Annotated in this window: 11 protein-coding genes and 1 rRNA gene; 6 read left to right on the forward strand and 6 right to left on the reverse strand. The window is 69.8% G+C overall.

Annotation, left to right across the window (positions count from 1 at the left end):
* Positions 1 to 4 precede the first annotated feature (4 nt).
* The 4 genes from ACIQ8J_RS25175 to ACIQ8J_RS25190 all read right to left on the reverse strand — a co-directional run bounded on the left by ACIQ8J_RS25175 (position 5) and on the right by ACIQ8J_RS25190 (position 4,639).
* Positions 5 to 706 carry a phosphatase PAP2 family protein gene (locus ACIQ8J_RS25175; protein WP_403274418.1) on the reverse strand — a complete coding sequence of 234 codons (702 nt, stop codon included), beginning with the start codon at positions 704 to 706 and terminating at the stop codon, positions 5 to 7.
* Between the two features lie 209 nt (positions 707 to 915).
* Positions 916 to 1,914: an NlpC/P60 family protein gene (locus ACIQ8J_RS25180; protein ID WP_403274557.1), complete on the reverse strand. Its 999-nt coding sequence runs from the start codon at positions 1,912 to 1,914 to the stop codon at positions 916 to 918.
* 73 nt (positions 1,915 to 1,987) lie between these two features.
* Positions 1,988 to 3,688, reverse strand: coding sequence for a serine/threonine-protein kinase (locus ACIQ8J_RS25185; RefSeq protein ID WP_403274416.1), 1,701 nt, complete (start codon positions 3,686 to 3,688; stop codon positions 1,988 to 1,990).
* Positions 3,689 to 3,742: 54 nt separating this feature from the next.
* A complete protein-coding gene (locus ACIQ8J_RS25190; protein WP_403274414.1) occupies positions 3,743 to 4,639 on the reverse strand; it encodes a trypsin-like serine peptidase in 897 nt (298 codons plus the stop codon).
* A 422-nt stretch (positions 4,640 to 5,061) separates the two neighbouring features.
* Between ACIQ8J_RS25190 and ACIQ8J_RS25195 the strand changes: the two genes are divergently transcribed.
* The 6 genes from ACIQ8J_RS25195 to ACIQ8J_RS25220 all read left to right on the forward strand — a co-directional run bounded on the left by ACIQ8J_RS25195 (position 5,062) and on the right by ACIQ8J_RS25220 (position 12,353).
* On the forward strand, positions 5,062 to 5,370 hold the full coding sequence (locus ACIQ8J_RS25195; protein WP_053729027.1) for a hypothetical protein: 309 nt from the start codon (positions 5,062 to 5,064) through the stop codon (positions 5,368 to 5,370).
* Positions 5,371 to 5,548: 178 nt separating this feature from the next.
* Positions 5,549 to 6,409, forward strand: a complete 861-nt coding sequence (locus ACIQ8J_RS25200; protein WP_403274412.1) for a hypothetical protein — start codon at positions 5,549 to 5,551, stop codon at positions 6,407 to 6,409.
* Positions 6,399 to 7,778: a hypothetical protein gene (locus tag ACIQ8J_RS25205; RefSeq protein ID WP_403274411.1), complete on the forward strand. Its 1,380-nt coding sequence runs from the start codon at positions 6,399 to 6,401 to the stop codon at positions 7,776 to 7,778. Before ACIQ8J_RS25200 ends, ACIQ8J_RS25205 begins: the two co-directional genes overlap by 11 nt.
* A complete protein-coding gene (locus tag ACIQ8J_RS25210) occupies positions 7,775 to 9,325 on the forward strand; it encodes an SCO6880 family protein (RefSeq protein WP_403274410.1) in 1,551 nt (516 codons plus the stop codon). Before ACIQ8J_RS25205 ends, ACIQ8J_RS25210 begins: the two co-directional genes overlap by 4 nt.
* A gap of 18 nt (positions 9,326 to 9,343) precedes the next feature.
* Entirely contained in the window at positions 9,344 to 10,771 is a 1,428-nt protein-coding gene (locus ACIQ8J_RS25215) for an ATP-binding protein (protein ID WP_403274408.1), read from the forward strand.
* Between the two features lies 1 nt (position 10,772).
* The gene (locus ACIQ8J_RS25220; protein WP_403274406.1) at positions 10,773 to 12,353 is read left to right on the forward strand and encodes a type VI secretion protein; all 1,581 of its coding nucleotides are present in this window, start codon (positions 10,773 to 10,775) and stop codon (positions 12,351 to 12,353) included.
* A 46-nt stretch (positions 12,354 to 12,399) separates the two neighbouring features.
* Here the strand turns inward: ACIQ8J_RS25220 and ACIQ8J_RS25225 are convergent, their stop codons facing one another.
* Both ACIQ8J_RS25225 and rrf read right to left on the reverse strand, forming a co-directional pair.
* A complete protein-coding gene (locus ACIQ8J_RS25225; protein ID WP_403274405.1) occupies positions 12,400 to 12,951 on the reverse strand; it encodes a GNAT family N-acetyltransferase in 552 nt (183 codons plus the stop codon).
* A 142-nt stretch (positions 12,952 to 13,093) separates the two neighbouring features.
* Positions 13,094 to 13,189: ribosomal RNA gene (gene rrf / locus ACIQ8J_RS25230) — 5S ribosomal RNA — on the reverse strand; the annotation flags it as partial.

Consider the following 13,189-nt stretch of genomic DNA (forward strand, 5'->3'; position numbering starts at 1 on the left):
CCGGTCACGCCGCGAGGTCGCGCTCCTCGGACTCCGGCCGCTCGACCGCGCCGGGCGCGGCCGCGACCACCGTCAGCGCTTTGCGCGAGTGCACGAGCCGGCCGAGCCGCGGCGAGCGGGCGACGGCCGCGACGACCGGGGTGAGCAGCAGTTGGGCGAGCGGGGCGAGCAGCAGCGCGACGGCGGTGCCGAGCGCGAAGCCGCCCACGACATCGGTCGGGTAGTGCACGCCCATGTAGACCCGGCAGAAGCCTTCGAGCAGGGCGAGACCGAGGGCGATCAGGCCGAACTTCCGGTTGGCGACGAAGAGTCCGGCCGCGAGGCCCATGGCGATGGTGGAGTGGTCGCTGACGAACGAGAAGTCGGACTTGCCGGCGATCAGGACGTCCAGGCCCTTGTGGTCCACGAAGGGCCGCGGCCGGTGCACGAAGCCGCGGATGGGGATGTTGACCAGGACGGCGATGGCGGCGGCCAGCGGCGCCCAGACGATCGCGGCGACGGACGCGACCGCCGACCGCCGGTCCTCCCCGCGCCGCACGCTCCACCAGCACCACAGCACGACGAGCACGAGGCCGAGCAGGATCCCGTACTCACCGATGAATTCCATGACGCGGTCGAACCACGACGGGGCGTGCGTGGCGAGGCCGTTGATGTCGTAGAGCAGGCTGACATCGGGATTCGCTCCGTCGAATGCGAGTCCAGCCATGCTGCGGCCCCTTGCCTTGTTCCGTCCTGCTACCAACCCCCGTGGTCAGTACGTGCATCAGTCACTGTCCAGGAAACGCCCTTGGTGGCCGCCGCGTTCCACTCTCCACTGAATGATCACCGTGACGTTACCGAAGAGTGACTCATCGTCGCAGCTCAGGGCCTTGGCTTCACAGAGAGTTCCAGCCATCGGCAGACCTTGTTCAAGGGTCAAGCCCCTGATTTGAACGTGGGCAGCGCGGCCGCGCCGTCCTTGGTGACCCGGGTCGCGCCGAAGTAGTCGGGCGCGTCGATCTTGTCGAAGCGGATGACGGCGCCGGTGTAAGGGGCGTTGATCATGTACCCGCCACCGACGTAGAGCCCGACGTGGTGGATGGCCCGCGAATTGCCGAGGTCGGTCGAGAAGAACACCAGGTCGCCGGGGAGCAGTTCGTTCCGCGCGGGGTGCGGACCCGCGTTGTACTGGTCGTTGGCGACGCGCGGCAGCGTGATCCCGACGGTCTGGTACGCGGCCTGGGTCAACCCGGAGCAGTCGAACCGCCCCCCTTGCTCGGGCGTCCCCTCCCCACCCCAGAGATAGGGCGTACCGAGCTTCTGCTGAGCGAAATAGATGGCCCCGGCCGCCTGCTGAGAGGGCTGCACCCGGCCGACCGGCCGGGTGAAGCTCTTTTCGAGGGAGCGGATGGTCTTCACGTAGCCCTGGGTCTCGCTGATGCTCGGGACGCCGCCCGCCTTGATGACGCGGTACGCGCCCGCGTTATAGGCGGCGAGCATGTTGTCGCTCGTGTCCCCGGGTACGTCCTTGACGTATTTGGCCAATTCGCAGTCGTACGAGGCGGCTGACGGAATGGCATCGGCGGGATCCCAGATGTCCCGCTTGCCGTCTCCGTTGCCGTCGATGCCGTGGGTCTCCCACGTGCTCGGGATGAACTGCGCGATGCCGAGCGCGCCGGCGGGGCTGACGACCTTGGGATCCCAGCCGCTCTCCTGGTAGAGCTGGGCCGCGAGCAGCGCCGGGTTGAGGGCCGGGCAGAGGTTGCCCCACTTCTGGACGATCGCCTGGTAGGCCGCGGGCACCGCCCCCTTGGCGAGCCCCACGCCCGAGCCTCCGCCCAGGCCCGACGCGATCCCGGCCGCGGCCGAGTACGTGCCCACGACGAGCAGCGCGACGAAGCTCAGGCACACCCCGAGCCCGATCCCGCCGACCAACAAGACCTTGCGCACCCCTCAACCCTCCCCCATCCGGGCCGAATTCACCGCCGATTCGCCGGAGTGGCGCGGATCAGCCCGCCTTGAAACCGGTGCACACGATCGACGCGTACTCCTTCGGACCCTGCACGTGCTCGATGAGCATCGTCCAGTCCCCGGGGTCCTTGCCCACGTCGATCGCGGGGTGCTGCTTCCCCATGATCGTCTCGGTGAAGTCGTCCGGATAGGTGAACTCGACCCATTGGCCGAGCCCCTTGGTGAAGAGGTCGACGGGCTTGCTGGCGTAGCCGAGCGCGAGGTTCTGCTGGAACATGCCCGCGCTCGGGGCGCCGGTGTCCGGATCGATCGCGTGCGGCGGCTTGAGGACGATCGAGACGACGTAGGGCGCCTTGATGCCCGTCGCGTACGACTTCACCATGAAGCCGACCTTGAGCTTCCCGTTGAACACGTCCCGGTGCTCGGAACTGCCGAGTTCGGTCACCTCGGACACCGGGAAGTTCGGCCCGATCCGCTCCTCGGCGGGCAGCCCGCAGCTCTTCGACTGCGAGCTCCAGTAGTCGCGCGAGGGGTTGGTCTGCTCGATGTACCCGGGCGTGCCCACCGGCTTCGAGGCCCCGCCGGAGACATCGGCGCTCGGCATGGGACCCGGCGAACCGGACACGGCCGTCGAGGCCGAGGGCGCGCTCCCGGCCCGCGCCTCACCGCCGCCCCCGCTGTGGTCCGGCAGCCACCACACGACCCCGGCCCCGACCAGGCCGAGCACCAGAACGACCCCGGCCGCCGCGAGCCACGGCCCGGAGCGCCGCGTCTGCGGGGCGGACAGCGTGGTCGGCACATACGTGGCGGGCGGCGCGCCGGGCGCCGCGGTCGGCAGATCGTGCACCGACGCGGGAGTCGGCTGCGTCGTGTACGCCGGCGCCGCCTCCCCCTGGCTCACCAGGGGCCGGTAGAACGGGTCTTCCACCAGCGTCGAGTCCACCCCGCACGCCGCGATCACCTCGGCCGCGCCGGGCCGCTCGGCCGGGTCCTTGGCGACGCACGCCCGGATCAGCGCCGCAAGCCCCGCCTCGACCCCGGCGACATCGATCTCCTCGTGCACCGCCCGGTACGACACCGCGTCCATCGGCCCCGACCCGAACGGCGCCCGACCCGTGGCCGCGAAGGCGATCGTCGCCCCCAGGGCGAACACATCGGCCGCCGCCCCCACCTGATTGCGCATCAGAACCTCGGGCGCCGTGAACCCCGGCGTGCCGGGCGCGAGGCCCGTCTGCGTCAGGGCCGTGTCCGTCGCACCCTTCGCGATCCCGAAGTCGATCAGCTGCGGGCCCTGGGGCGAGAGGATCACGTTCTGGGGCTTGAGGTCGCGATGGGTGACCCCGTACGCGTGGACGCTCGCCAGCCCCTCCGCCAGCGCCGCGAACAGCCGGCGGCAGGTGTCGGCGGGGAACGCGCCCCGCTCGCGCACCGCATGAGAGAGCGTCGGCCCGGCGACGTACTCCGTCGCCAGCCAGTACGGCGCCGCGTCCAGCGACGCGTCGATCAGGTTCGCGGTGTACGCGCCGCGCACCGCCCGCACCGTCTCCGCCTCGCGCCGGAACCGGGTCAGGGCCTCGGGATGGTCGGTGATCTCATCCTTGATCACCTTGATGGCGACCAGCCGGCCCCCAGGGGAGCGCCCGAGATAGACCATCCCCATCCCGCCCGCCCCGAGACGAGCGAGCACCGCATACGTACCGATCCGTTCCGGATCCTGCTGAGGCCTGAGAGCATCCACCGCTCAACCCTGTCATGTGACCGTGCTCCGTCACATCCGGGGTCCGCGTCGTGATCACGGCAGGAGGCACGCGCAGGCGACGGACTGACTCGACGTCACTTCCGTCGCGCTGCCGGAGGCTTCGGCCGTCTGCGTCGATGTCGGCGCGGGCGCCGGGGGCGCCACCGGCTTCGGGTCGCCCGCCGACTCCGCCAGCTTGTACAGCGCCTTGGTGCGCTGGCCGAAGACGACACTGTACGACACATCGGGGTCGTCACCGCCGAACTCGTACCCGCCGATCACCCCCGCGACCGCCCCGCCCGCGACGACCCATGGGCTGCCGCTGGTGCCGCCGGGGAAGTTCGGGCAGTCGACGCGCTGCTGCTTGTCGCCGTCGGCGTTCGCCGTGTTCGTGCAGACCTGCGGGGCCTCGCTGTCGCCCGGGTAGCCGGTGACGGTGACCGGCTGCCCGGTCGTGCGGCCCGCGAACAACGGGGCGCTGCCCACCGCGTCCTCGACCTTCTTGCCGCCGTCCGAGCCGGGCCCGAGCACCGCGAAGGCGACGTCGCTGTCCTGGTCGCCGTCCTCGTTCCAACTGTCGTCCGCGTACACCGACTCCACCGGCCACGTCCCGTACGGCGCCGTCCCGTCCCGGTACGCCGGCACGAACACGGCCTTGCCGCCCTCCGACTCGTCCGGGGGCAGGCAGTGCGCGGCGGTGACGATGAGGTCGTGGCCCGAGCTGTGCACCACCGACGCGGTGCAGTAGTGCCCGCCGTCGAGATCCCCCTTGAACAGCGCGCCCACCCGGGCGTTGGCGGCCGTGGCCGGCGCCGGGGTGGTCAGGTCGCGCTCGCTCGCGTCACGGTCCCCGTACATCGGTATGACCATCAGGACCGCCACGGCCGACAGCGCGCCGAATCGTCCGCGCTTGACCGAGCACTTCGTCCCGGAGATGCCAGTGCGCTTCATCGGGGCGGCTCCTGGTGGTCGGCGGGCCTGCGAGGGACTGCGAACACTGTGACTCTCTCGGGCCCGGCTGAGAACGACCATGAACCTTTTCTGAGAAGTTTCTATGAACCGGCCCGTCGCACTCCGCCCGCTGTCCACCCCGTACCCCCGTCACCGGACGCCGACACGACAAGCGGCCCAAGGGTGTAACAACGACAGTCATTGCCCGGAGTCACTCTGCGTGATACATAGAGTGACCATACGCGTTTACGCATTCAACCGGTTCACCGCAGGTCAGGGCGGTGGTGCCGGTTCAGCCGTGCGGGGGCGGGTAAAGAGAGGCGCCAAGGCGTCCTACGCCGACGGTTTCATCAGCGAAGATAGAGCCTGACCCATGCCGTGCGGCAGGGGCTTCGAACTACCCGACAGGGGCGGTGAGTTACATGTACCTGGCAGCCGGAAAAGGCGACATCACCACCATCATCGGCGGAATCGCCCCCAACTGGGGGCCGTTCGGGACGCTCGGCAACGAGGCCCGCATCATGGTGGAGGTGGTGATGGCGGTCGCCATCCTCCTCTGCCTCGGCATCGCGGTCTGGGGCGCGGCCAAACAGCGGATCGGAGCGACGGCGCTGCGCGACACCTTCAGCGCCGAACAGGGCAAGGGCCTGATCGTGGCCGGCCTGACCGGAGTCTTCATCATCGGCTCGCTCGGCACGCTCTTCACCATCGTGTACGGCATGGCCGTCTGACCCCCTGTCAGTCGGCCCGTTCCCCCGAGCACCCCCCTCAACACCACCCGTCCGTCGTGCCCACCGGCAGAGGTTGCGTCTCCCTGATGTCGAGTCACCACACCGCGCCCGCGCGGGAACCAGCACGGCTACCGTCGTACTACGCGGATCCGCACACGGTCGAGGGGGCGCAGGCGGCATGAGTTTCGACGACGATCCGGGCCACGGCGGCGGCGACCCGTCCGACGACCGCTTCAGCACGCTCGGCGGCACGCGCCAGACCCGCACCCGCCTGCCCGAAGGCACCGGCGACGTGTACGGCGGCGCCCGCCGCCCCCAGCGCAACTCCCGCTCGCTGGTGATGGTGGTCGGCGTCGTGGTCCTGCTCGTCGCCGCGATCGCCTTCGCCAACCGGGGCAACGACTCGGGCTCCTCCACGGACACCCAGAACCCGAAGAAACCCGACACCCAGTCAACGGCCCCCACCGGCACGAACCCGGTCTCCGGCAAACAGGGGGGCATCGCCTCGGGCTTCGCCCAGACCGAGCAGGGGGCGCAGTCGGCGGCGGCGAATTACGCGGTGGCGCTGGGCTCGGAGGGCATGTTCAGCACCACCCGCCGCCACGAGATCGTGGGCACGGTGTACGCACCCGACGTCGCGGCAGCCCGGCAGGGCGACCTCGACAAGGTGTACTCCGCAAAGGACTTCCTGTCCCGGATCGGGCTCAATCCGGACGGCACTGCCCCCACCGGGCAGACCTTCATCTCCCGGATCAACCCGGTCGGCTCGAAGGCGGACAAGTTCGACGGCACCACCGCCAGCGTCTCCGTCTGGTATTCAGCACTCTTCGGCCTGGCCGGCGAAGGCTCCAAGAACCCGGTCTCCGAAAGCTGGTACACGAACACCTTCCAGCTCACGTGGGTCGGCGGGGACTGGAAGGTCACCGCCTTCACTCAGAAGGACGGCCCGGCGCCCGTCGGCCGTGACCAAGCCGCCGCTCCCGCCAAGGACATGTCCGATGCCGTGGAGCAGTTCGGAGGGTTCACGTATGCCCGGTAAGCCGCCCCGCCGCGCCTTCTCGGTCGCCGCCGCGTTCACAGCCGTCCAGACCGCCGCCGTGTTGCTCGCGAGCCGCGCGTACGCCGCCCCGTCCCCCTCCCCCACGCCGAGCGGGACACCGGGCGCCAGCCCGAGCCCGGCGGCGAGCAACAACCCGTGCGACCTCATCCGGGGCCCCGCCAGGGACTACTGCGAGAACGGCAATGCCCAGGGCGGGGCCAAACCCCCTACGGGGATCGACCCCACCCAGCCCGCCGACCCCCTCACCTCCCTGGCAAAGGGATGCGGTGACGCCGCCGCCTGGATCGTCGGGAAGTTGTCCGAGGCGGTGAAGGCGACGGCCACCGTCGACTTCACCAACCCCAGCTTCCGCACCCAGTACGCCGTCGTCTTCGCCGCCGCCACCTTCCTCACCCTCGTCCTGTGGCTGCTCGCCGTGGCCAAGCGCGCCATCCGCGGGGTGCCGCTGTCGACCGCGATCTCGGAAGCCGTCGGCTTCCTCTGGCTGACCGTGCTCGCGTCCGCCTTCACCCCGCTGATCCTGTACACCGTCGTCTCCGCGACCGACGCCGTCACCGAAGCCATCTCCAACGCGACCGGCAACCAGTCGGACGTCTTCTTCGGCTCGTTCTCGAACGCGCTCAAGAAGGGCACGAACATCGGCGGCGGCCCGATCATGCTGATCGTCGTCGCCCTGGTCTCGATCCTCGCCGCGGGCATCCTCTTCCTCGAACTGGTCGTCCGTGCCGCCCTGTTGTACGTCGGCGCCCTGCTCGGCACCGTCGTGTACGCGGGGCTCGTCGACAAGAACATGTGGGGCCACGTCCGCCGCTGGGCGGGCATCATGATCGCCGTGATCATGGTGAAACCGGTCATCGTCGTCGTCCTGGGCCTCGCGGGAGCCCTCTCCTCGGGCAAGGGGCCCGACTCCTTCTCGGCCGTCGTCTCCGGCCTCGCCATCATCCTGCTCGCCATCTTCGCCTCGGCGATGATCTACCGCTTCGTACCCGGCTTCGGCGACGAGATCGCCTCGGCCCGTACCAACCGGAAACAGGCCACCGACGGCTCGCAGGCCGCCGCCCTCATCTCCTCGCCCGCGGCCCTCGTCTCGCAGGGCATCAAGACCCACAGCGGCCGGGGCAACCAGGGGGGCGGGTCCGCCCAGGCCCGCCCCGCGAACGCCGTGTCCGGCGGCATGGCCGCCCACAGCAGCCGGAGTCCCAGCGGCGGGGTCGGCGGCGGAACTGTCCCCTCCGCCGCGCCTCCGCCACGCAGCGGCTCCGGCCCCACGGCAGGCACCCCGCACACTCACCGCCGCAACACCGGCGGCACCACAGGTAACAAGAACAGTGGAGGTGGAGGGCGTTGACGACCCAGTCCCAACCGGTCGCGCCCCGCCGTACGTATCTGATCGGCCGGGCCCGGCCGTCGGCCGTCGTCGGCAAGAACCGCGAGACCGGCGAGATCGTACTGATCATCGGCGGCGCGTTCCTCGGCATGATGTGCGGACTGCTCGTCCCCGTGCTCTCCCTGCGGATCGTGCTCCTGATGGGCTTCCCGTTCCTGGCCCTCGCCGCCGTGTACCTCCCCTACCGACGGCGCACGTTCTACAAGTGGTTCGAAATCAACCGCAGTTATAAGCGCTCGCTGCGGCGCGGCACCGCCTACCGCTCCAGCGCGGCAGAGGCGGGCGTGAGCCTCGACGGGCGCGAGGTCGAGATCGGGCCACCGCCCGGCATCGGCCACATCAACTGGCTCGCCGCCCCCTTCGGCCCGGACGAGATCGCGGTCCTGCTGCACGCGGACCGGCGCACCGTCACCGCCGCGATCGAGATCGAGGGGCCGGGCGTCGGCCTGCGCGACAGCGAGGACCAGGAGGCCCTGGTCGACCGGTTCGGCACTCTGCTCAAGCATGTCGCCAACGGCGACGGCTTCGTGACACGTCTTCAGATGCTGGCCCGTACGCTGCCCGCCGACCCCGACGCACACGCCAAGGACGTCGCCCAGCGCGGTGACACCAAGGCACCCGGCTGGCTGATGGAGTCCTACGACCAGCTCCAGTCCATGGTGTCCACCTCCAGCGAGCAGCACCGCGCCTACCTCGTGGCCTGCATGCAGTACACCCGCGAACTCGCCGCCGAGGCCCACGCGATGGCCCGCGCTGCCCACCCGCAGGCGGGCCGCAGGCTCGACCGCGACGCGGGCCTCGCGGTCGTCATGGCCCGTGAACTGACCGACATCTGCGCCCGGTTGGCGGAGGCCGACATCCGGGTACGCCAGCCGCTGGGCCAGAGCCGGCTCGCCTCGCTCGTGCACTCCATGTACGACCCGGACCACCCCATCGACCACATCCAGGCGATGACCAAGCGCAACGCCTGGCCGGCCGAGCTCGACGCCGTCGAGCCCACCTACCTCCAGGCCAAGACCCGGGAGTCCTCGACCCGGGCGCCCTGGTGCCATTCCACGGCCTGGGTGAAGGAGTGGCCGATGACCCCGGTCGGCGTCAACTTCCTCGCCCCGCTCCTCGTCCACACCCCGGACGTGATCCGTACGGTCGCCGTCTGCATGGACCTCGAACCGACCGAAGTCGCGATTGAGCGCATGCTCACGGAGAAGACCAACGACGAGGCCGAGGCGTCCCGCGCGGCCAAGATGAACCGCACCGTCGACCCGCGCGACATCGCCGCCCACGGCCGTCTCGACCAGCGCGGCGAGGACCTCGCGAGCGGCGCGGCGGGCGTCAACCTGGTCGGCTACATCACGGTGTCATCGCGTTCCCCGGAGGCCCTGGCCCGCGACAAGCGGACCATCCGGGCCTCCGCCGGCAAGTCGTATCTGAAGCTGGAGTGGTGCGACCGCGAGCACCACCGGGCCTTCGTCAACACCTTGCCGTTCGCGACCGGCATCCGCCGCTAGTTGAGAGGCAGTACCGCCATGCGAGATCCGCTGTCTCTCGTCACCGACGCCTTCACCGCCCTGCTGTTCGGCAAGGTGGAGACCACCCGGCTGCCCGTCCGCACCTCCACGGGCCAGGCCCAGGCCGTCTACCTGCCGACCGCCGCCCCCGGCCTCGGCGACTCCGGCGTGATCATCGGGCGCGAGGTGTACAGCGGCAAGGGCTACATCTACGACCCCTTCCAGCTGTACGGACAGCAGCTCCCGGCCCCGCACTGGCTGGTGCTCGGCGAGTCCGGCAACGGCAAGTCGGCCCTTGAAAAGACGTACGTACTACGGCAGTTGAGGTTCCGCGACCGGCAGGTGGTGGTGCTCGACGCGCAGGGCGAGGACGGCGTCGGCGAATGGAACCTCATCGCGCGCGAGCTGGGGATAACTCCCATCCGGCTCGACCCGATGACGGCGATGGACGGCGGCATCCGGCTCAACCCCCTCGACCCGGCGATCACGACGACGGGCCAGCTCGCCCTGCTTCGAACGATCATCGAAGTTGCGATGGGACACGGCCTGGACGAACGATCAGGATTCGCTCTCAAGGTCGCGCACGCCTACGTCAACGCCACGATCACGGACCGCCAGCCGGTCCTGACCGACATCGTGGATCAACTCCGCCATCCCGAGGCCGAGTCGGCGGAAGCGATGAACGTCGACATAGACGACGTACGGGCCTGGGGCCTGGACGTCGCCCTGGTGCTCGACCGCCTGGTCGACGGCGACCTGCGCGGAATGTTCGACGGCCCCACAACGGTGGGCATCGACCTCGACGCACCCCTCATCGTCTTCGACCTCTCCCACATCGATCGAAATTCGATCGCGATGCCGATCCTGATGGCGATCGTCGGCGTATGGCTGGAGCACACCTGGATCCGCCCCGACCGGAAGAAGCGCATCTTCCTGGTCGAGGAGGCCTGGCACATCATCAACAGCCCGTTCGTGGCCCAACTCTTCCAGCGGCTGCTGAAGTTCGGCCGCCGCCTCGGCCTGTCGTTCGTGGCGGTGGTCCACCACCTCTCGGACGTGGTGGACGGCGCGGCGGCGCGGGAAGCGGCGGCGATCCTCAAGATGGCCTCGACAAGGACGATCTACGCCCAGAAGGCCGACGAGGCGAGGGCGACCGGCCGGGTGCTCGGCCTGCCGCGCTGGGCCGTCGAAATCATCCCGACGCTCACCCCGGGCATCGCGGTGTGGGACGTCAACGGCAACGTCCAGGTGGTCAAACACCTGATCACGGAGCGAGAACGCCCCCTCGTCTTCACCGACCGAGCGATGACGGAGTCCGCCGCGACGGACGACATCCTGGCCGCGGAACTGCACTCCCAGCTCGATACGGAAACGGAGCGCCGAGCAGCACGCATGGAACAACAGCTGTCCGACGCACCCGACTCGTCCGAGTCCACGGTGGCCTGAAATGAGCGGAACCGGCACTCCCCGGGCCAACCAGCGCGGCATCCCGGACTCACTCCTGATCGGCCTGCTGGCCTTCCTTCTCGGCCTGACGGTACTGGTGTGGACGGCCACGGGCCTGGGCGGCCTCTTCGCCCACGGTTCCTGGCCCCCCGGCGTATCGTTCACGCACAGCCCCCTGGCCCTGCGCGCCCTGATCACCTCCCCCCACGACCTCCCATCCGCCTGGCCCGACACCCCACCGAGCTCCCTCTCGGGATACGGCCTGTTCTGGGGCCTCCTCATCGGCGAAATACTGGCCCTGCTCGTCCTGACGATCTTCGTGCTGGGGACGTTCACCCGGTGGAGAGCGGTAAGAGCGAGAACGAGGACGGCCGCGCCCCCAACCGCCCCCGCTTCGCCCCTTGTTGCGGGCCCCACCGACCCGGCTTCGCCCACCCTTGTGGGCAGTCGTTCCGCAGGGCAAGCGGGGGCTCCCCCGGTCGAGCGGAGCCGAGACCTCGGGGATGGGTGGGCACAGCGAACCCCGCCGGCCGGGACCCCGTTCACCGCCCCGCACTCCGCGCACCCTGCCACCCCGGAACCCGAACCCGCCCCGGTACAGGACCCCGCCTCCAGCCCGGTGGAGCAGATCCCCATTCCCCGTGCCGAACAACCAACCCCCCGCCTGCTCTTCGGCCCCCCGGAATCCCGCCGCCCTCAGGCAAGGCAGGCAATCCAGGACGCAGCGGGCCCAGCCCTGGTGGTCACCTCAGACCCCACCCTGTGGGCAGAGACAAAGGACGCCCGAGCCAAGCTCGGCCCCGTACACCTCTACGACCCGACCCACCGCTGCGACACCCCCGCCCGCCTCCACTGGTCCCCCACCAGCGGCTGCGAAGACCCCGACATCGCGGCCGCGAGGGCAGCCGCCCTCCTGGCCCCGGTCCGTCCCCGCGCCCGCATGGACACCGCCATGGCCGACACAGCGGAAATGCTCCTACGCTGCTGGCTGCACGCCGCCGCACTGGAGAGCCGCGACGGCAAGGCGACGAAGCAGCTGCACCGCTGGGCCCAGGGAACGGCCGTACACGAGTCCGTACGCATCCTCCGCACCCACCCCAAAGCGCAGAGCGGCGCCGCCGGCCTCCTGGAGTCCGCGCTCACCGCATACCCCGAACGCCGGGAAATCGCCCAGCAGTTGACGGCCCGAGCGCTGGCCTGCCTCTCCTCCATCCACATCCGCGACGCCTGCACACCAAACCGAGCAGATTCGCTCGCCCTGGAATCATTCGTGAACGAGGGGGGCACTCTTTATGTGGTGGGTGAAGCGATCGAGGACCCCCGATCCGATCCCGCCGCGATGCCCCTGCTCACGGCACTCGCCTCAGACGTGGTCGAGCGCGGCCGCCGCATGGCCGAACGGTCATCTGACGGTCGCCTCGACCCACCAATGACGCTCGTCCTGGACGACATCGCGGCTGTGGCTCCACTGCCCCTGCTACCGGAGCTCCTGTCGACCGGCCAGGACCAAGGCCTGCCGACCCTGGTCCTGCTCCGCTCCGCCGAACAGGCCCGAGCCCGCTGGACCGAAGCCCTGACGTGAGCCCGTACGCCCCAGGCACCACGACTGGTGTCGCAGGGACACCCCCCTAGGGCCGCACGACCTCCATCTCGAAGTCGACGCCCCCTGCATCACCGTTCAGCGGCACACTCACGCCGGTCGGTACGAAGCCGATCTTGCGGTAGAAGCCCTGGGCCCGGGGGTTGTCCTCGTGCACATAGAGCCGGATCCGCTCGATGGCCGGCTCCTCCAGGGACCAGGCCCACTCCATGGCGTCCTTGAAGAGCCGCTCGGTCAGGCCGGCCCCGCGGTGCTCGGCTCGTACGAACACACCCACCAAGTGCGCCTGCGGGGAAGCGATCTCGATCCCGAAAATGTCCTTGGCCCCGACCTGCTCCACCAGCACGACCACCGTGCCGACCAGCTCGCCGTCAGCTGCTTCGGCCACGAACTGCCGGGCCGAAGTGCCGTGCGAAACCCCGGCCGTCCGCTCCTGCCAGAACGAGTCCGGGCGCTCCAGCGCCTGCTCGGTGGTTTCGAGGAATGCGACGGGCGCGGCCGGATCGGCCAGCGCGACGAGCCGGAGCTCCTTCATCCGCAGCCATTCCTCGGCGCGGACCGGGCGAATCAGATAGTCCATGCGCTCATGCTGACCAGCGCACTGACCACCCGCAACGTGTTTTGCCACACCGCCTCGGGTGATTACGCAACTGCCCCCAAACGCGGAAAAGCCCCGCACCGTGATCCCGAAGGATCCTGGTGCGGGGCTTTCCCCAAAAATTATTCGGCGGCGTCCTACTCTCCCACAGGGTCCCCCCTGCAGTACCATCGGCGCTGAAAGGCTTAGCTTCCGGGTTCGGAATGTAACCGGGCGTTTC

The organism is Streptomyces sp. NPDC094147 (assembly GCF_044764265.1).
Taxonomy (GTDB): domain Bacteria; phylum Actinomycetota; class Actinomycetes; order Streptomycetales; family Streptomycetaceae; genus Streptomyces.